Origin of the sequence: Vibrio sp. R78045, from assembly GCF_042466085.1 — a bacterium.
GTDB lineage: Bacteria > Pseudomonadota > Gammaproteobacteria > Enterobacterales > Vibrionaceae > Vibrio > Vibrio cyclitrophicus.
The window spans coordinates 522,228-541,820 of the sequence record NZ_JAXHBS010000013.1 but is presented as its reverse complement, the minus strand read 5'-3'; the positions used below and the strand labels follow the sequence as shown (position 1 = coordinate 541,820).

The 19,593-nt window shown below is 42.5% G+C and carries 17 protein-coding genes; 11 read left to right on the top strand and 6 right to left on the bottom strand.

Features of this window, described 5'->3' with window-relative positions:
• Positions 1-227 precede the first annotated feature (227 nt).
• Complete coding sequence (locus SJY39_RS13020) at positions 228-1,598, bottom strand: L-serine ammonia-lyase (protein WP_010428804.1); 1,371 nt, start codon at positions 1,596-1,598, stop codon at positions 228-230.
• Between the two features lie 356 nt (positions 1,599-1,954).
• Here SJY39_RS13020 and SJY39_RS13015 point away from each other — a divergent pair, with 356 nt between their 5' ends.
• Complete coding sequence (locus SJY39_RS13015) at positions 1,955-2,833, top strand: YdcF family protein (protein WP_010428806.1); 879 nt, start codon at positions 1,955-1,957, stop codon at positions 2,831-2,833.
• A 164-nt stretch (positions 2,834-2,997) separates the two neighbouring features.
• On the opposite strand, the gene SJY39_RS13010 is transcribed toward SJY39_RS13015, so the two are convergent.
• The gene (locus tag SJY39_RS13010; RefSeq protein ID WP_016793617.1) at positions 2,998-3,258 is read right to left on the bottom strand and encodes a DUF333 domain-containing protein; all 261 of its coding nucleotides are present in this window, start codon (positions 3,256-3,258) and stop codon (positions 2,998-3,000) included.
• 369 nt (positions 3,259-3,627) lie between these two features.
• Between SJY39_RS13010 and SJY39_RS13005 the strand changes: the two genes are divergently transcribed.
• The 5 genes from SJY39_RS13005 (at position 3,628) to SJY39_RS12985 (ending at position 9,069) form a co-directional block, all read left to right on the top strand.
• Positions 3,628-4,146, top strand: a complete 519-nt coding sequence (locus SJY39_RS13005; protein WP_010428812.1) for an NUDIX hydrolase — start codon at positions 3,628-3,630, stop codon at positions 4,144-4,146.
• Positions 4,147-4,390: 244 nt separating this feature from the next.
• Complete coding sequence (locus SJY39_RS13000; RefSeq protein WP_016793618.1) at positions 4,391-6,154, top strand: ABC transporter ATP-binding protein; 1,764 nt, start codon at positions 4,391-4,393, stop codon at positions 6,152-6,154.
• Complete coding sequence (locus SJY39_RS12995; protein ID WP_016793619.1) at positions 6,148-7,917, top strand: ABC transporter ATP-binding protein; 1,770 nt, start codon at positions 6,148-6,150, stop codon at positions 7,915-7,917. Before SJY39_RS13000 ends, SJY39_RS12995 begins: the two co-directional genes overlap by 7 nt.
• A gap of 249 nt (positions 7,918-8,166) precedes the next feature.
• Positions 8,167-8,436 carry a hypothetical protein gene (locus SJY39_RS12990; protein WP_016785105.1) on the top strand — a complete coding sequence of 90 codons (270 nt, stop codon included), beginning with the start codon at positions 8,167-8,169 and terminating at the stop codon, positions 8,434-8,436.
• A gap of 198 nt (positions 8,437-8,634) precedes the next feature.
• Positions 8,635-9,069 (top strand): hypothetical protein, encoded by a 435-nt coding sequence (locus SJY39_RS12985; protein WP_010428823.1) that lies wholly within the window; start codon positions 8,635-8,637, stop codon positions 9,067-9,069.
• Positions 9,070-9,154: 85 nt separating this feature from the next.
• Here SJY39_RS12985 and SJY39_RS12980 read toward each other — a convergent pair whose 3' ends face one another.
• Positions 9,155-9,622, bottom strand: coding sequence for a cytochrome b (locus tag SJY39_RS12980; RefSeq protein ID WP_390241993.1), 468 nt, complete (start codon positions 9,620-9,622; stop codon positions 9,155-9,157).
• Between the two features lie 325 nt (positions 9,623-9,947).
• Here SJY39_RS12980 and SJY39_RS12975 point away from each other — a divergent pair, with 325 nt between their 5' ends.
• Both SJY39_RS12975 and SJY39_RS12970 read left to right on the top strand, forming a co-directional pair.
• Positions 9,948-10,787 carry a tetratricopeptide repeat protein gene (locus tag SJY39_RS12975; protein WP_010428829.1) on the top strand — a complete coding sequence of 280 codons (840 nt, stop codon included), beginning with the start codon at positions 9,948-9,950 and terminating at the stop codon, positions 10,785-10,787.
• Between the two features lie 145 nt (positions 10,788-10,932).
• Positions 10,933-12,189: a peptidoglycan DD-metalloendopeptidase family protein gene (locus SJY39_RS12970; RefSeq protein WP_016785107.1), complete on the top strand. Its 1,257-nt coding sequence runs from the start codon at positions 10,933-10,935 to the stop codon at positions 12,187-12,189.
• 199 nt (positions 12,190-12,388) lie between these two features.
• On the opposite strand, the gene SJY39_RS12965 is transcribed toward SJY39_RS12970, so the two are convergent.
• Both SJY39_RS12965 and SJY39_RS12960 read right to left on the bottom strand, forming a co-directional pair.
• Positions 12,389-12,709, bottom strand: a complete 321-nt coding sequence (locus tag SJY39_RS12965) for a heavy metal-binding domain-containing protein (RefSeq protein WP_004730185.1) — start codon at positions 12,707-12,709, stop codon at positions 12,389-12,391.
• 30 nt (positions 12,710-12,739) lie between these two features.
• Positions 12,740-13,696 carry a LysR substrate-binding domain-containing protein gene (locus SJY39_RS12960; protein ID WP_016785108.1) on the bottom strand — a complete coding sequence of 319 codons (957 nt, stop codon included), beginning with the start codon at positions 13,694-13,696 and terminating at the stop codon, positions 12,740-12,742.
• Between the two features lie 91 nt (positions 13,697-13,787).
• Here SJY39_RS12960 and SJY39_RS12955 point away from each other — a divergent pair, with 91 nt between their 5' ends.
• Complete coding sequence (locus tag SJY39_RS12955) at positions 13,788-14,807, top strand: DMT family transporter (RefSeq protein ID WP_016788114.1); 1,020 nt, start codon at positions 13,788-13,790, stop codon at positions 14,805-14,807.
• A gap of 31 nt (positions 14,808-14,838) precedes the next feature.
• On the opposite strand, the gene SJY39_RS12950 is transcribed toward SJY39_RS12955, so the two are convergent.
• A complete protein-coding gene (locus tag SJY39_RS12950) occupies positions 14,839-17,853 on the bottom strand; it encodes an HD domain-containing phosphohydrolase (protein WP_016789441.1) in 3,015 nt (1,004 codons plus the stop codon).
• 339 nt (positions 17,854-18,192) lie between these two features.
• Here SJY39_RS12950 and SJY39_RS12945 point away from each other — a divergent pair, with 339 nt between their 5' ends.
• Positions 18,193-18,939: a phosphatase gene (locus SJY39_RS12945; RefSeq protein ID WP_010428859.1), complete on the top strand. Its 747-nt coding sequence runs from the start codon at positions 18,193-18,195 to the stop codon at positions 18,937-18,939.
• Between the two features lie 166 nt (positions 18,940-19,105).
• Positions 19,106-19,501 carry a cytochrome b562 gene (locus SJY39_RS12940; RefSeq protein ID WP_010428861.1) on the top strand — a complete coding sequence of 132 codons (396 nt, stop codon included), beginning with the start codon at positions 19,106-19,108 and terminating at the stop codon, positions 19,499-19,501.
• Positions 19,502-19,593 lie beyond the last annotated feature (92 nt).

Sequence of the window (19,593 nt, the reverse complement as noted above, 5' to 3'; positions counted from 1 at the left end):
ACGTTGACTGTCTTGTAACGGTTGCTAGGTACTTATCCATTTCAATTCGCCTTTGGGCTCTAGCCATTAAAAAAGCCAGCTTGTCGGCTGGCTTTGTCGGGGTATTGATAACTAAGTTATATAATAATACGGCCTGGGTGAGAGGTTATCTAGACGAATCGTTGTAGTGTATTAAACAGTTTATTACATCCACTATTCACCCTATTCTATCGCTCACCGTAAATTAACTATTCACAAGGTGGCGCCATGTGGATCACCGCTAAGCCGCCTAAAGATGTCTCACGGTATTTCTTGTTCATGTCTTTACCTGTTTGGTACATGGTTGCGATGACCTTGTCTAACGAGATGAGACACTTGCTGGTGCGTTTCAATGCCATACGTGAAGCGTTGATGGCTTTCATTGCACCCATAGCATTACGTTCAATACACGGTACTTGAACAAGCCCGCCGATAGGGTCACATGTCATGCCCAGTGAGTGCTCCATCGCGATTTCTGCCGCAATACAGATCTGTTCGTTACTGCCGCCGCGTAAAGCTGTCAAACCTGCAGCCGCCATTGATGAAGATACGCCGACTTCGCCTTGACAACCGACTTCAGCTCCAGAAATTGAAGCATTGGTTTTGTACAAGATGCCAATTGCGCCAGATACTGCCAAGAAATCTTTGAGTTGTTTAGTGTCTAGCTCTTTAATGAAGCGGTGGTAATACATCAATACTGCTGGGATTACCCCAGCTGCGCCATTGGTAGGGGATGTCACAACTTGCCCACCCGCTGCATTCTCTTCACTCACAGCAAACGCAAAAAGGTTGATCCAATCCATGATCTCCATTGGATCGTTTTCAATCGAAGCATTCGCCTCAAGCTTTTTCAAAAGAGCAGGGGCTCGGCGCGTCACATCCAAACCGCCATCAAGTATCCCTTCTGTATCAAAACCACGTTGCATGCACAGTGACATCACCTTCCAAATTTGGTCCGCCTTCTGATCAATCACATCCATACCTTGGAAAGAAATTTCATTTCTCAGGACTAGGCCACCGAGGCTAAGTCCATTCTGGTCAGACAGTTCAAGAAGCTGATCGGCAGAAGAAAAAGGGAACTCTACTTGTGTTTTCGACTCTTGCTTTCCGTGTTGCAGTTCATCAGCGGTCGCAATGAAACCACCACCAATGGAGTAGTATGTTTCCATCTCCAGAAGACTGCCGCTTGCGTCAAACGCAGAGATAGTCATGCCATTTTCATGAAGTGGAAGATTGGTTTTGTGGAAGAGTAAATCGCTTTCTGCATCGAAATGAATTTCGTGGCTACCGCTAACCATCAAAGATTTATCTTCAATTGCTTTACGCATAGCTAAATTAGCGCTGGTTATTTTGATGGTGTCAGGGCGATTACCAAGTAAACCTAACAGGGTTGCACGATCGGTATGGTGACCGATGCCTGTTAGTGATAGTGAGCCGTATAGGTCAATTTGAATACGGGTAACTTGACCAAGTACAGGTTCAATCTTTTGGGTAAAATTGAACCCAGCGATCATTGGTCCATTGGTGTGGGAGCTGGAAGGCCCGACCCCGATTTTGTAAATGTCAAAAATAGACAGCATAGTAACTTCCTGTGAAGACGGTTCGATGAACGAACTCTGTGTAAAATTTGTATTTTGTTCGTTTCACTTTTTTCAGTGAACGTGTTCTCTGGGTGAAACAGTTCTTCGATTAAACTGGTTCTTTGCTTGAAACGTCTCTTTTATTGAAGCTCGTGTTAACAAGCGTAGAGCGATGAAACCCAAGATCGTGCTATTTTGTTTTATAGCTGCACGTTAACTCTTGCGCACTTATGATGATGCTTGCAATCGTGAGCATGATTGCGAACTACCCATAAGGATTTCAAAATACTTTTGTTAATAAGTATTGTATACATAATTCACTCCATCTAATCATAAAAACGAGACTTGAACATAAAATGAGCGTTAATTACCTCCTTATTGTGCTGGGTAAGCGACTTAATGAGAATAAATTGACTGATGAAGGAATCAGTCGAGTTGATGCTCTGGTTGAATATCTTGCTGAGCTTTTGGTAGAAGAGTCGAATCAGCAAACTGCGGTTGCATTTTGTGGTGGAGTGACAAAGGGCCAGACAATCTCCGAAGCTGATGCAATGCACGCGTATTTTCGAAATCTGGAAAGTCAATGTGAAGTTCCGTTTATGCTGAGTGCAGTTTTACTAGAACAGCTTTCGACAAATACAGTAGAGAATATTCAAAACCTAGCTTCAGAAATGATTGACAGTGGATTGTTTACTCGTGGGCAGAGTGTACGGGTAACATTCATTTCTAATGACTATCACTTGCAACGTATTTTTGACATCCAGATGTTGATGGACGAGCAAGGTTTGCTTAAGGTTCTAGTCGAGAAGTGTTCTGCACTTGGGGTAGAGCTGCAAATAGATCGTCAGCTAGAGGCTCATGTTGCGGTGCCATATCCTCATCAAAGTACTCAAGGGCAATTGTTTCTATTGATGGATGTACTGACGACCTACCGAGTCTATCTTGAAGGTGTCTCTGCGGGCGCATTTGAGAGAGACTTGGAGTCCGTAAGGCGTGAGCCTGAAAGGTTGTCCTTGGAAGCACTGATAGCCGCAAAGGAACTCGTTGGGCGTTCATCTCACTTTGAAATTGTGGACAGTTTACTCCCAATATTGGAGCGCTGTATCCAGCAAACTCCTGTCGATACTGACATAAAAAAAGTCAGGGAATATCTAGCACTGCTAGATACTAACCTGACTTTATTGAACCGTTATTTAGATCCGGAATCGGATCTCACACATCGCTGGTGGCGATAGGTGATTATTTCTTTCTCGTGATGCCAATAACGGCCTTTAAACTCGCAAAGGCAATCAGACAGTAAGCTCGAAGCTTTGTGCCTTCTTCTGCGATTTTTTAATCACGCGAACGTAATCACCGCCCGTCACATTGGCCAAAAGGCTCATGTGTTGTATTACAGTGATTAACTTTGGGTTTCTGAATCTTGCTCGTGGTGGTTGCGGTAGTATTCCCACTGCTCAATGCGTTCACCGTCTTCGAATACACAGTAAGTTGTACGTTGATCGTTTTCAGTGACAGTATCTAACTCACCATTCTGTTGAACACAGTAAACCGCAGCAGGGTTAGCCACTGATACACGTTGGCCTTCGCTATATTCTGCATAATCGTTCGTACAACCGCCCAATACAACGGCAAATACAGCCATCAAACCAATTTTCTTCATGTTCATCTCCTACGTGATAAATCTAAAAGTGAATACGTTAAGTTCTACAGAACCAGTTTAGAAGCTCTATGAAATGAGTATATTTTAGATTTCAGAAAAGGTTGTCCTAATTTGGTCAAGATATTGAAATAGGTTGATATTTCTTTATGTTTAATAACTTTTTGAGTGCTTGATCAAGCTAACTTGAGTGAAGTGACTATTGAGCTACTTTCGGCTGGTTAGTGGTGTGCGCTGGTTATTGCGAATCGAGAGCCATGAACTCACCAAGGCAACATGGAGAAAGCAGGTGTACTTGTGTGGGGATGTGAGCCTCGAATCTATTGATGATTATGATATGATGCCGCCAAATTCAGTAAAGCAGTCAGAATCATGAGACACCTAAAAACAACCATCCATCCTGATATCGATCATCTAGACAATAAAACGGTCTATAAGCGCAACGCTGCCCGTGCCATTGTGTTAGATGGCGAAGACATTCTGATGCTTTATACAGAGCGTTATCACGACTACACCATCCCTGGTGGTGGCTTGGACGAAGGTGAAGATGTCATTGCTGGTATGGTTCGTGAATTGGAAGAAGAGACTGGCGCTAAGAATATCCATAGCATCAAGCCGTTCGGCATTTTTGAAGAATTTCGTCCTTGGTACAAAGATGATGCGGACATAGTGCACATGATTTCTTACTGCTACTCATGCAAGATCGATAGTGAGCTTGGTGAAACGGCTTACGAAGATTATGAAGTGAAAAACGGGATGAAACCGGTTTGGATGAATATCCATGAAGCGATCGCTCACAACGAGAAGACCATGGCCGAGAGCCCTAAAAAGGGTATGAGTATTGAACGTGAAACCTTTTTGCTGCATTTGATTGCCAAAGAGATGCTTTAGCCTTTATCAATACAAGCCTGTTAAGCTTTTTACTTGCCGCCACTTTTGGCGGCAAACTTGTTTCTAGCGATGCTAAAATGTAATAGCGAAAACTAATTATTAAATATGGTTGATATTGTCAACTATGTGTTTTTGATGTACCTTTACCTCAGCGATGACCCTATTTAGCTAAACTGCTCGGTTAAATCGCTAAATCGCTAAATCGCTAAATCTCGCTGTGAGCCTGCCCTAAACAAAGAATACTATGAATAAAAGACAGTTTATTGCCCATTACCTGCGCATGAATCGCACCTCTTACTTTTTGGCGATTGTGTTCATTTTTCTCGTCAACTGGTTGCAAGTTGAGATCCCTCGCTATATTCAACTCGCCATAGATTTGATTGATGATGCTTCTCCCAGTGGCCATCAACAACTTCAAAGTTATGTGTGGATGGTAGTTGGCATGTCGGTCGCTATGGTAGTAGTACGTATTCTGTCTCGTATTTACGCGCTTAATCCAGGGCGAATTACAGAGGCTGCACTTAAAAGTACATTGCTCAAAAAGTTAAATCGTTTACCGAATAGTTTTCATGAGCGTTTTGCTTCTGGTCGGCTAATATCCATTATCAATAATGATCTTGGTGGCATACGCTTGTTGTTTGGTGTGGGTTTCCTCCAGTTCTTTAATGCGCTGCTGGCGTTGTCGCTGACACCTCTTTACATGTGGCGCATATCGCCAGAATTAACGCTTTATTCGATTATTCCTATCTCAATCGCTTTTGTGATTTTCCGTGTGGGTTTTAAACGCATGAAAGCACTGCATTTAGATCACATGAAACGTCTGCAAAACCTGTCTGCTCAGCTAATGAGTTACCTATCTGGGATTGACTTGATTAAGAGCCAGCAGATGTCACCTTGGGTGAAAGCTGAAACTGAAAAGCTTAATCAGTTATTACTTGAATGCCGCCTTAAAATTACACGTATCCAAGTCTTCTTTATGCCGGTACTCGACTACGCCAATGACCTGATGAAAATCATCATTCTTGGGCTTGGTGGCTACATGTTAATGAGACAAGAGCTAACCCTTGGTGAGATTACCGCCTTTCTGACTTACTCCGTTTTGTTGGCAATGCCATTGATGCAATTAGGCAGAATCGCGACCATTTATCAACGTGGCATGGTGGGCATTCAAAGTGCACAAACCATTCTTAATGCCAAAGTTCCAGAGCTTGATGAAGGTAAGCTTACTGAGTTAGACGTTGAATCGTTGAAGGGAAAAACGTTCTCTATTCGCAACCTCAACTTCAGCTATTCAGGTGAAGAACGTCTGATTCTCGATGACATCAGCTTTGACATTCCTGCAGGTAAGAAAGTAGGTGTGCTAGGCGGAATCGGAGCGGGTAAAACAACCTTAGTGAACTGCTTGAACCACCACTTGGATGTACCACAAGGTTCTATTTTCCTTGGCGAAAGAGATATCACTAGCTTCTCACGCAGTGACTTACGTCGTTACGTGAAAACTGTGACTCAAGACCCTTATTTGTTCTCCGCAACTGTTGAAGACAATATTCGTTTTGGTAGTTCAGATACTGAATTAGCGAAGAGTCAGGTTAATGAGGTTTTAGAGCTAAGTCAGTTAGCCAGTGATGTCACTCGCTTTGAGCATGGCGATCAAACCTTAGTCGGTGAAAAAGGGATCATGTTGTCTGGTGGCCAGAAGCAGCGATTAAGTATTGCTCGTGCTTTATTGCAGCCAACCGACCTGATTATTATGGATAACGTTTTATCGGCTGTCGACTATGAAACAGAACGTAGGATCTTAGAAGGCTTGTTTAAGCGTTTGGAAAATCAATCCGTTCTTGTGGTTTCACACCGCGTGAATGCCCTTGAATATATGGATGAAATCATCGTCTTGAATGAAGGCAAAGTGATCGCGAAGGGCGACCACGCCACGTTATTGAAAACGTGCGATTACTATTACGATACATGGCAACTACAGCAGAATGAAACGGAGGCAGCAGCATGTTAAAAGGTGTTGATCTCAAGTACCTCAAGCACTTTTTTAAGTTTGCTAAGAAATACAAAGGCTCTGCGATTCTGGGTATCGCAATGCTTCCTCTCTCTGTCATCACGAGTTTGTTGTTCCCGTGGCTGATCATTCAAGTGATCGATGTACAACTGAGTCATGGGGATATGGATGGATTGCTCGAGTATGTCTTCTATCTCGTTGTTGTGCTGGTGGCTAGCTATGTAGTGGATACCACTTATTCATATAACCTGCGTAAAACGGGGCAATACACGATAACTGACATGCGCTCAGTATTGTTTGCTCGCGTGCTTAAACTCCCACGCAGCTATTTTGATAACACTCCGATTGGTGTCACGCTTTCAAGGTTAACCAGTGACTTGGAAACCATCGGCGAGACTTTTGTTCAATCAGTTGTCGGTTTAGTGAAAGATAGTATCAATACCATTGCTTTGTTGGTGATGATGTTTTTCATTGATTGGCAGTTAACATTGATAGTTTTGGTTATCATGCCGCCAGTGATGTACTTAACGGTGTATGTGAGAAATCGACTTCGAGCATTGTATAAAGTTACCCGTTCTACATTGGCTCGCGGTATTGGCTTTCTACAAGAAGTTTTGTTTGGCATGAAAACCGTTCAGATGTACCGAGCGGAAGAGCAAGTCGAAAAGCGCTATCAAGGCTATACTGATGAATTCTTGAGAGCGCAGAAAAAGATTAATAAATACGATGCGATTTTGTTCTCGTTTATTTCTGGTATTACTTCAGTCACTATCGCAATCATGATCTGGTATGGCTCAGAGCAAGTTATTGAAGGGGCTCTGACTTTAGGTGTGCTGATTGCTTTCATCAACACCTTAGAGAAAGTGTTTGTACCTATTCGAGACTTTACCTCCCAAATAGCTTCGATTCAGAGTTCATTTGCCGCTTTTGACCATATTGAAGAGTTGTTTGTTGAGCCGACAGAAGAGGAAGGGCGCAACCTGCTGCCATCTAACAAGGTTGAAAGACAGCTCGAACAGTTTGTGAGTCTTGAGTTTAAGAACGTGAGTTTCCGTTACAAAGACGACTCTCCATACGTGTTAAAGAATGTCTCTTTTGTGTTGCAGAAAGGGCACCAAATCGCGCTGGTGGGTTCGACTGGCTCTGGGAAGTCAACGATTCTGCGTTTGATCTCTAAAACCTATCAAGACTATCAAGGCAGTATTTTGTTGAATGGCATTGAGCTGTCACAGATCTCAAGCGAAGACTCCGCTCATTTGTTCTCAATGATGATGCAAGATGTGCACCTGTTTGAAGAATCAATCCAATTCAATATTGCACTGGGAAAAGCGCACCTATCTAGAACTGATGTTGAACAGGCTGCGCGCTATGTTTATGCCGATAAGTTTATTGAACAACTCCCTCAAGGTTATGACTTCCATTTGGAAAAGAATGGCTCCAACCTTTCTGTTGGTCAAACGCAACTGATTTCGTTTGCTAGAGCAGTTGCCCAAGGTGGACAACTGATGATGCTTGATGAAGCAACCAGCTCGGTAGATTCTATTACTGAAGACTTTATCCAAAAAGCGATGCAGCGTCTTTTCAAGGAAAAAACCGTGATTGCGATTGCCCACCGTCTGAGCACCGTTCGTCACTCTGACACGATTCTAGTATTAGATAAGGGTCAAGTCGTTGAGCAAGGTAATCACCAGCAGCTGGTGATACAAAATGGTGTTTATGCCGGTTTATTGAAGGAATCAATCGTAGCAACGAACGACTCTTAAGCTACAGTCGCTTGAAAGCTCGACGTCTGATCACCACTTTAATAGGATAGATTTGCCTCACCTATACTTAACTAGTTTCTATAGTTTTCTAATATCCCCAATAGCTTAGGGGAAATAAAACATATTTTACGACTATTAATATGTTATGATTTCCCTACTACTAAAGGGGTGTCTTTGGGCATCGGGATGTATGCGAGCAAGACGAATGTTGCTTGTGTCAGTCACTTTCTGGCGAATATGGAATCGAAAATGTTGTTGGAAGAAGTTGTAGAAATTATTGAATTAACCGACTCAGACTATTTATCTCATGCAATGGAGTTGTTTAACGAGCATGGCTTTGTTGACGCGGAGTCTTTACCTTTTATGAACGTAGTTTTTGAAGCTGCACCAGGTCAACTTGCGAAGAAATTGGCGCAGGTTGGTTTTAAAGGTCTCGTTCAAGTAGAGAAGAGTACTGCGGCTGCATCAGGTTTTATCGTTGTTGATGCTGAGCGTATTCAGCTAAAAAATTCTGCTTAGCAGCAACTTTTGTTCAACATCTATATTCTGCTTAACATCTATATTTTGCTTGTCAGCAAGGTTCGGCTTAAACGCAAGACTCTACTAGTTCAGTAAAAACGCCTAAGCAATAAAGCGATTATTCTAGTATTTGGCGAGAAGTTCAGCAAAAACAAACGAGTTCAATAACATCCGTTATGACTATTTGAGGTTAACACAGTGACAACACCGACCGTTTCATCAACAGAGCAACACATTTCCAATGAACATGCACTTTTAGGTGCATCGTTATTAGCGTCTCAGAAAGTTGAGTGGGCTCTGTTCAGTGTTATCTCTACCTTAGCTAAGGCATTGCCAAAAGAAGCTCAGCAGTCCCTAGATTTAGACTTGGCAACTTTTTTAAGAGATAAACCAAGTGAACAAGACACCATGTTGACTTTTTATGAACATATGTTTGGGGCGCAACTTCCTCTTAGTAAAAATGAACTTAACGATTTTATTTATCATAGAAACTTGGTGACTCGTGGCTTTTGGCAAGTGACAGGAGCTAATGTCAAAGGCGGCGAGAAGCTTGCAAACCCAGAGCTTTACTTAAAAGAATTCTTGGCCAAATGCGAATACTGGCAAGTGATGATTGATACTCAAACTAAGTAATCAAATCGAAAGAAGAAAGCCATAGCGATTTGCTATGGCTTTTTTTTGTACTCAGATTTTTTTTGTGTTAGTAACGTGGAGTTGGTTAAAGCATCATTCTTAATACATAGTTTTTAGAGACAAAGTGATGTTTAAGTGCGGCGCTAATATGCAAAACAATTAGACAGGCTAAGGTAATGCAACTGGCACTATGTAAATAGAAAAAGAAGTGGTTGATTGAAGGTTCGGTAATTAGATTATTGACGTTCGTTAACCAGAATAGAGAATAAGGCTCTTTCAGCATCAAATAACCGGAACTAAAAACCATGAACATCACTAGATACATCAATGAGTGAGTCAGTTTGGCAACGCACTGTTGTCGCTTTGGGATTGAGAGTGGCATCTCCGGTGATGAGCGAAAATGGCTCCAAATATAACGTGCAATGAGCAACGGTGTTGCAATGGTTGCCAATGACATATTAAGCATAGACAGAAAAGAAAACAGTTCTGGATGGCTAGTGACATAGTGCATCACATACCCTGCGGTTGTTGCATAGATGATGACGAAAGCCATGACTCAGTGCAGTACACGGCTCATTAAATCGTATCGCGTATTACTCAAATTAACCTCGGTTTAATTATTATAAATATAAGATTCCACGGGATGCTATAAATCAATCATCGGTATATTTGCATCACGAATTAATTATATAGAACAGTAATACTGGGCATTTTTATTAGTTAGAAATTAATGATGTTGCTTCAAGTGTTTTATAATTATCAATGATGTTTTAGAGTGTTAATTCCAATGCCGAGACAGCAAATCATCTGACTCCCTAGCTTGTATTGCCATAACGAGATACAGTGACACAAAGATAAGACATATAAGGAAAGTATAAATGCTTCGAATTCTATTGATTGCAGTGTTCTCACTGGTAACAACCATGAGCCTTGCAAGCGAGGAAGTTAAATACTCAGACAAAGAGTATGTAGACCGACCACTGATGGAGCGCTACATCCTAGATGAGTTGAAGCAGTTGCGAATGGAACAACAAGATCTTGAGAGACGCCTAACTATACAGATGACCGATCGTGAACTGTCTGTTGCCGACAAGTCGCTCAACTATGCGAATGTCACCGTGACGTATTTCTTCTACATTATTGCAGGTGTTGCTTCACTCATTGCGTTGGTGGGGTGGCAATCACTTAAAGAGCTCAAACATACCACCAAAGAAATGGCCGACCAGCGGCTGAATTCGATTGCTCAAGATTATGAAAAGAAATTTAACCTTCTTGAAAGGGACCTTAAGCGTAAGACCAGAATCATATCGGAGAACAACCGAGAGATTGAGATCATCAATGAGATTCACAATTTATGGCTGAGAGCGCAAAATGCCCAGACTGCTGAACAAAAAATTGAAACTTATGATGAAATTTTGAAGGTTCGTCCGGGTGACTTGGAAGCGTTGACACACAAAGCGGATGCTGCAATGGACATGCGGGAATACCATTGGGCGATGAGTCTGTGCAACCGCGTACTTGAGGTAGATGATCAAAATGCTCATGCCCTGTACCAACGCGCTTGTGCTTACGCTAGATTAGGTGCAGAAGGTCAAGCTATCGATGATTTAGAGCGTTCGATTGAAACAAGTGGTTCTATGAGAGAGCTACTAGCTGAAGAGCCTGATTTTGAGATGCTAAGAGGTTTAGAACGATTTGAGGCTCTTTTCGAAGAGTAATATTTGAAAGGCGATGGGCTTTATTAGCCCATCATCTTTTTATTGGATTTACAGAACGGTTTCTTACATTTCACTTGTTCAATAAACTAAATTGTTATGTTATAACATTTGAATGAGTTCATCGTTATAAACCGTTAAATATTTTATGAAGTTTCTCCGCTCCGGCCTGATCATTATTGCGATCAGCGCATTTTCTCTTGCTACTTTGCTCTCTTTTCATTCAGAACCAGTACAAGAAGTCTCTATCAAAATAACACCTTATCAAGATTCTCAATCGAGTGATGTGGCCAAGGTGCATTCGCAATCGGGTTCCAACTCTCTCGTTAAAGTCCATTATTTTGTGAAAGTCGGCGACACGCTAAGCAACATATTTTCGTCATGGAAACTGCCTTATGGAACGGTTCAAAAGGTGATGGAAGCAGATCTTGAGTCTTTGAAATTGGACACAATAAAACCTGGTGATCATCTAGAGTTGCTTCTGGATGGTGACTCTAAACAGCTCGTTGAGTTAATTTTCCATGAAAGTCTCGTAGAACAGGCTGTCTTTACTAAAAATAATGATGGAAGCTTTGACTACCAATTCCATGAAGTGCCTGGAGAATGGAAGGAAAAGCTCTATGCAGGCACCGTTCATGGCAGTTTTTCGACGTCAGCATATAAAGCGGGGTTAACAACGGCCCAGATAGCTAATATAACCAGAACTTTGAGAGACAAAATCAACTTCGCAAGGGAGCTAAGAGCAGGTGATAGCTTTAATGTGTTGGTTAAAGAGCAGTACACCGATAATCACTTAACAGGCAAAACGGAAGTTCAAGGTATCTCTATTAACTTGAGAAACCGAGAAGTAGCGGCTTTTTTAGCTTCAGATGGTCGCTTTTACGACAGAGCGGGTAACAGCTTAGAGCAAGCCTTCGATAGATATCCGGTCGCTCGTCAGTTCCGTCGGATTACTTCATCATTTAACCCATACCGAAAGCATCCTGTGACAGGGCGTATATCGCCTCATAATGGCACTGACTTTGCGACACCAGTTGGTGCGCCAGTCTATTCAACGGGTGATGGTCGGGTTGTAGCGATTCGCAATCACCCATATGCAGGAAAATACTTGGTGATTGAGCACAACAGTGTTTACAAAACTCGTTACTTACACTTGAGCCGTTTCTTAGTTAAGAAAGGCCAACAAGTGAAACGAGGCCAGAAAATTGCGCTATCTGGCGCAACAGGTCGTATAACCGGTCCTCACTTGCATTTTGAAGTTTTGGTACGTGGTCGAGCGGTCAACGCGATGAAGGCGAACTTACCAATGGCAAGCTCTATTCTTCCTCAAAATAAGAAAGAGTTCCTTGCCCGAATTGCTTCATTTGATGGTTTGATTACTGATCAAAAGAGCAGTGCAAGTTGATTTACGGTGGCCACGACTCATTTAACCTATAACTATTGGTCGTTGATTTCCCTTCCTGTTCGACAGGAAGGGAGAATTGTTGACTAGTTCATCAGCCAGATACTGTTTTCTTAGTAGCTTAGTAGCTTAGTAGCTTAGTAGCTTAGTAGCTTAGTAGCTTAGTATCTCGTTTTCTTGGCTTATCAGTGGCATGGGTTGACTATGCAACGACAACCGCTGTACCGCTCGCCGATACCATTAGCATGCCATTGCCTGTTCCCAACACTTCGTAATCGATATCTACGCCTACAACTGCGTTTGCGCCCGCTTCAATGGCTTTTTGTTCTAGCTCTTTGAAGGCGTAGTTACGTGCTTTCTCTAGCTCTTTTTCATAAGTGCCAGAACGCCCACCAACAAAGTCACGGATGCCTGAAAACATATCTTTGAAAACGTTAACGCCTAGAATAGCTTCTCCTGCGATAACCCCTTTGTAATCGACAATGCGCTTGCCTTCGACTGATTGTGTGGTGGTAATAATCATAATAGCCTCTCTTGTCCGCTTGTTGAGCTTCTACTCGCTGCATGGATTGATAGTTTGGTCTTGTCCTTGAGTATCATCGCTCAATGTTGTCTCTGAGTGTGTGAATTCATGCCTTAACCATGATCTCAGTTTTAGCACACTTTCTTGTTTTAATTTGTTTTTTGGGCAAACAAAGTAGAAATCTTGGTGCGGGTTAGCAACGGGTTTACCCAGTTCCACTAACATGCCGTGGCTGATGTCATCTTTCACAAACAAGCGATGGGTAACCAACACTCCAAGAGAACGAATCGCAGCTTGCACGGCTTGAATGGATATATCAAATGTTAGGTTGCTATGAAATGCGGGCATTGGGATTTGATAATGATCACACCACACTTGCCAGTCGTGCTTTCGCCTAGGGTTAAATGCGCCAATGGTCGGGTTCTGTTTCACGAGTTGCTCAACGCTCAGTCCCGTTTGGTTTTTCAACAAGGTAGGGCTACACACCAATACCAGATCATCATCGCCTAATTTCTCGCTGTAATAGCGATCCCATTCGTTAGGTTTGCCATGGACAAGGGCAATATCTACCCCTTCCTGCTCGATATCAAAAGGGCCGGTTAACGTGGAAATACGGATATCAAGAGAAGGAGCAAAGGCTTGGAAGTCGGGGACTCGAGGAATCCACCAATGCATCGCCAGTGAATTCACCATATTGAGTGTAATGCGGTGATCGTTAGGCGTTTTGGCCAGCTCTTCTGTCGCGTCTATGACTTGCTCCAATGCAGGAGCGACTTTTCGGTAATACCGCTTACCCGCGGCATTAAGAACGACACGACGACCTACCCGTTGAAATAGAGGCTTATTAACCAGTTGTTCTAGTGACTTTATGGCTTGGCTTACCGCAGAGTGACTGACATACAAAACACGTGCGGCTTCGGTCATACTGCCAGTTTCAGCCACAGCAATAAAAGCATAAACGGATTTAAGCGGAACGAGCTTTTTCATAGGTAAGTTTTCCTTACAGTTATGGTTAATATTACTCGCTATTTTTCATCACGTCACGCTTCTAAAATAGGTGCCATAGGAGGTGATAATTATGTCTGATATTACCAAGGCGACGACTTTTATGTTGTTGTCGACATTCAGTTTGTCTATAAGCGGTTTAGTGGCTAAGTACCTATCTGAAACCATGCCCATTTCGTTGCTGAGTTTTGTGCGTTTCTTATTACCCAGCCTTTTTCTATTTCTTTTTTTGATCTTTTATAAAATTAGCAAACCGACACGAAAGATGTGGAAGCCTTTAGTGATGCGGGCGATTTTCATGGTGGCCTGTCAGTGGTGCTTTCTAACGTCACTACAAACCCTGACCCTTATTGAGGGGATTGTATTATTCAGCACCGGCCCTTTGTTTATTCCTTTGTTAGAAAAATTAATATTTGGCACAAAAGTTCATACAACCACGGTGGTTTGCCTAGCGATCACTTTTGTTGGTGTAGTGATGATGGCAGGGGATTGGTCGCAGTTTGAATTCGGCTCGGATTTCTTTAGGCCTGCACTGTTGCTAGGATTGTTAGCGGGAATGTTTAACTCGGGTTCGCAAGTGAGTTTGTATCGAGCCTCTAAGACGAGCCTTACGCCAGCAGAGCTAAATGCATGGACGTTTCTAGTCGCAGCCATACTCGTGTTACCAATGGTTTTATTCACTTCCATTTCTGTTATGCCTGACGTCCTTGAAGCTGATGGAGGGGATGGCGCCTTAACAGTTTTACTGTCTATTGATGGTTTAGGTTGGATTGGACTTGGAGCATTTGGACTCGCGTTGTTTACCATTAATACGCAAATCTTCCGCTCTAAAGCCTATAAACTTGCAGAAAGCGGCTCTCAACTCGCGCCTTTAATTTTTACTAATATGCTATTCAGTGCGTTATGGCAGGGCTTGTTCTTCGATGACGTCTTCTCTACCCAGCAGATCCTTGGTATTAATCTGATTGTCGTGGCAAGCATTACCAATACATTACTGGCTAAAAGGCAATATAAAGTCAAAACCAAGCAACTCCCAATAACGACAGTGAATGCTTTGAACTCTGAGGCGTTAGGTTCTGTCGTTAAAAGTTAAACGTTAAGAATCCATGACTATTGGAAAATACCTAGAACAACGAGCGTATGTACTCTTTTACTCGATCTATGTGCTTCTTCTGATCAATCTCGGACTGTTGGTTAGCTTCAAGAAATCGCTCTGCGTATTTGTCGTAGATTTTGTTCTCCAAAAATAGCAAATACAGTTTTGGATCGATATGGCCGCTGGTGGCCATGTCGGTCATGATATTGAGCGATTCGTCTAAGTGTTTGCCTTTTTTGTACGGACGGTCGCTTGAGGTTAGAGCTTCAAACACATCGGCAATCGCCATGGCTCGAGACGGTAAAGGCAATTGATCCTCGCTTAGGCCTCTTGGGTATCCCTTACCATCGATACGCTCGTGGTGTCCGCTCGCGATGTCTGGAATGTTTTTGAGATAAGACGGATAAGGGAGCTTATTGAGCATGGTGAAAGTCTGAATGATATGGTCGTTGATCATGAAACGTTCTTCGTCGTTTAAGGTGCCACGACGTACTTTCAAATTATGCAGTTCACCTTGATTATATTTTACTTCTCCAGGTTTAAGAACGAACTCTTCTTGCCACATATCTGCAGGGTTAAAGCCATTATCCCACTGTATTTTATGTTCTGGCTTATCAGCAAGTAACGGCTCCATCACAGGTAAAATAGGCTCTTTGCTATTTGATGGCTTCTCGTTTGGTTCTGTGATGTTCTGTTGAGTGTTAAATCTCTCTTTTTCAGACCAAGATAACCCTAATTGATCGTCTAATGTGCGCTTCCATGTACGTTTTGCTATTTGATCTAAGCGTGCAAGCTGCTCTTCCGTCATTGATTCACTGCCCAGGTTGCAATCAGCAACGAAGGCAAATTCTTCATCTAATTCTGACAAGTTTTGTTCGAGTACTTTAAGTTGATCTTCTTGAAGCGCCCCGTTAGCTATGGCTTTCCAATAGTCGGTTTCCGCTTGTTGTTTTAACAGCTCAAAACGCATGCGAACTTCGTGGATTCGGTCATAAATCGTCTCGAGTTTTGTTGCTTTGTCTACCACATATTCCGGCGTGGTGACTTTACCGCAATCGTGAAGCCATGCAGCGAGCATCAACTCTTCCCACTGCTTACTATCTAATGAAAATTGCGGGTAATAACGGTCATCATCAATCGTGGCTTGGGTTAGCCATTTAGTGAGTTCTGGGACTCTTTGGCAATGGCCACCGGTGTAAGGTGATTTGGTATCAATTGCCGATGCAATCAGCTCGATGAAAGCATTGAGCATGTTTTTTTGTTGTTGTATTTGGTCGATATTGTCTTTAGCTATTTCAGCAAAGCTGAGCAGTTCTCTTAAAAAGGCATGCTTGTCGGCCTGCATCTTAGTGATCGGTCTTTCATAACCAATGGCAACAATGCCGACCAACAGTTTTTCGCGGTTCAATAGTGGAAACAGATACAGGTCTGAATTGAAGATCGAGTCTTGATAATAATTAAGAACGTTGTCTTCGCGGTTTAGATGGATGGTTTCGCCTGCTTTAAGTTGGCATAGTAACCAAGGGGTATGCTTGATGAAGTCATTGATGTCCGCTTTAAAAGGAATAATGGCGAGATTAGCAGCCGTATCAAACACATCTTTTTCTTCTGATTGAGTGAAAAGCACGATGGTTTCAGCTTTGGTAATTAAATAGCTTTGATGAGCAATGTTCTTAGCGAGTATCGAAAATTCCTGATTACCCGCTGTATCTCGAAGTAGGGTGATCAAGTCATGAAGAGTGTGCTCCATGAGTTCAATAGAGTGTGTAAGGTTTGCTACCTCTTGAATCATGCTTTTTGGATAGTGGGTTCGTCTGAAGTCAAATCGCGCAATGTTGTCTGTGAGTTGCATGAGTGTATTGAGTGGTTGAGATAAGCGATTCGCCACAAACCATACGATGCCGAAACAGATAAACAACATACCAATTGCAACAGCCACTTGCTTATCACGCATAGAGATGAGGTCAGCCAGTAGATCATTGTGTGGTGTCGCTTCTGCCAAATATAGTGTGACATGTTGAGTGAGTTCGACAGGTGTTAACGTTAATGCCCAAGTATTTAAATTGTACTCCACGTTTTTTAGGTTGAGATTAAACTTCTCTTCATCTGAGATAAGGGGCCCTAATACGGATGCTTTCAGAGCTGCCATCTGCTCACGTTTAGGTATACTAAAAAAGCTTGGATCTTGTTCGCTACCCGATAGTTTTCCTACAGGGTGACCACCTAGTTTTGCTTCCTGATTGGTTGGAGGGGCTAGGTTAGGTATTGATAGATCAAGTTGATGCTCGCCAAGAAGGTTAAAGTGTTGGTCGAATAGAGCTAATCGTGTTTGCGGAGAGTAGGCCAGCTTACTGATTTGAGAAGAGAGAGATTTTAGCGTGAAATCGGCACCAACCACATGCTTGCCGTCTGCAGAACGTCTAGAGAGTGTAATACCATGGGTTTGAAGGAAATAGAACTGATAGGGTTCAGAAAGTTGTATTGAACCATCGGGCTTTGCGTTGCGAAACCAAGGTCGAGTCGTGGGGTTAAATTTGCTCTCAGCTTGTACTGTGCTGATCACTTGGTGTGCACCATCTAGAAAATTAATCACGTTTTCGCCGTCTAGATTGGTTGTGCTGACCATCATGGTAGCCTTGGATGGCGCATTGTTTTCAGCTCTTTGTTTAATAGACGTCAAAGGGCGAAAAATTCTGAATTCACCATCATCAGAGCCATAAAACAAAGCCATTAAATTGTTATTCTGTTTGAAGATAATATCGACTGACGCCAACCAAGACTCTTTTTCAATTGAAGCGTTTTGATGATCCACAAACGGGCTTACCGCCATCACATTTAAAGTGGTAACAACAGGCGCAATGGCTTGTTTAAATATCGATTCCAGCTTATCGCGATGTTCGTTACTTACTTCGCGAACGGTACCCAATAACAAATCTTGAGAATGGCGATAGCTTATCGATATCAAAACGGTACCGACCAGCGTCGTCAAAATTAAGAAAAGGCTCGTGATGTGGATACTCAGCGGGTATCGTCTGCGTTTCATCTAACACTCCGGTTTGTTAACTGGTTTAAGTATTGACGAACTTGGGTAGGTTGCAAAAAATTGGTGTAATTTGCGAAATCAAACAGGTTCTTGAGCCAAGGTTCTGCGTTTTTTCGATGCGGGATGGATAAATCTAATCGTTAAACAAGGCTTTACTAACGAAGCTTTATGGTGACGCGTAAATGAAGTGATAATAAACCTTGATGTTTAGATGCTAATTGTCACTTTCAACTGATAAACTGGTCAAATTGTTGCCACGAGGCACTTATTTTCAGAAGAAGGTACAGGAGTGTTTTTTCTGAGAAACGTTTAAAGACCGAGCTAAAAGGGCATTGATTCATGGAACTCAAAGTAGATACTCACACCCACACATACGCCAGTGGTCATGCATACAGCACGCTGATCGAAAACGCAAAATCGGCAAAGCAAAACGGATTAACCATGTTTTGTACTACCGATCATTCAGAGTCAATGCCAGGCGCGCCACACTATTGGTTTTTCAGCAACCAGCGTGTGCTCCCTCGTTTTATTGAAGATGTCGCTATTATTCGAGGTGTCGAGTCAAACATCATGAACACACAGGGTGAAATCGATATTCATCCGAGTGTGGATAAGAACTTGGATTGGGTGATCGCGAGTTTTCATGAGCCAGTATTTCGCCCCTCGGATGTCACTACCCATACAGAAGCATTGTTGAATGTGATTAAAGGCGGCCGAATTGATGCACTTGGTCATTTAGGAAACCCAAATTTTGATTTCGATTTTGAAGCTGTGATTCAATGTGCGGCGGAACATAATGTCGCAATCGAAATTAATAACACCACGCTTAAAGGCAATAGTCGCGTTGGCAGTGTTGATCGTTGTTACGAGATCGCAAGAATTGCTAAAGCGAAAGGTGCGTTTATTACGACAGGTAGCGATGCGCATTTCTGCATAGATGTGGGCGGGTTGGATCTCGTGTCTTCACTACTTGATGAGGTGGGCGTGGATTCGAGCAAGGTTATTACCCATTCACCACAGCAATTCTTAGCTTTTTTGGCATTGCGTGGTCGTCAATCGATTGCCGAGTTTTCGGTATTTGAATGATGGTTTGCCTGGTACTTGTCAGTAATTAGCTAGCTAGTTTGCATTTCGACACAATCAATTTTTGTGCTCGATGGATTTTTGTATACACTAGCCGAAAATAATAAAGTCGAAGTGCCTCAACAACGATGGCGCTATCTTCAAAGACATCGCTTCATCTGGAGAAACAATGAAAACTCGCTCAATCCTTTTATCTGGCTTAATCGCTGCTGCGTTATTGTCTGGCAACGCATTTGCTAATGTCGATCTTAAGAAAAATATGCAAGAAATGAAGCTTGCATTCAAACAAGCGGCTGAAGCTCAAAGCATCGAAGAGATGCAAAAGCCTATAGTACGTATCGACACGTTAGTTGCTGAGCTGAAAACGGGTGTTTACCCAATTGAAAAAGAAGAACACTTCATGGAAGGCTTCAAAAAAATTAGTGTATCAATTGATAGCATTGAGCAGAAGCTAGACCAAGGTGACTTTGAATCTGCACAGCAAGAACTTCGTACTATTGACGGCCTTCGTGAAGAGTATCACGAGAAGCGTAATCCGAGTATTTGGAGCAAGATCTTCGGTTAAACAAACCAAGACTAAAACAAGTAACGTATATAGCGCCGACTTACATCTCCTTCTTGAGAGGACGAAGTAAGGCGGCGTTTTTTATTGCCTAT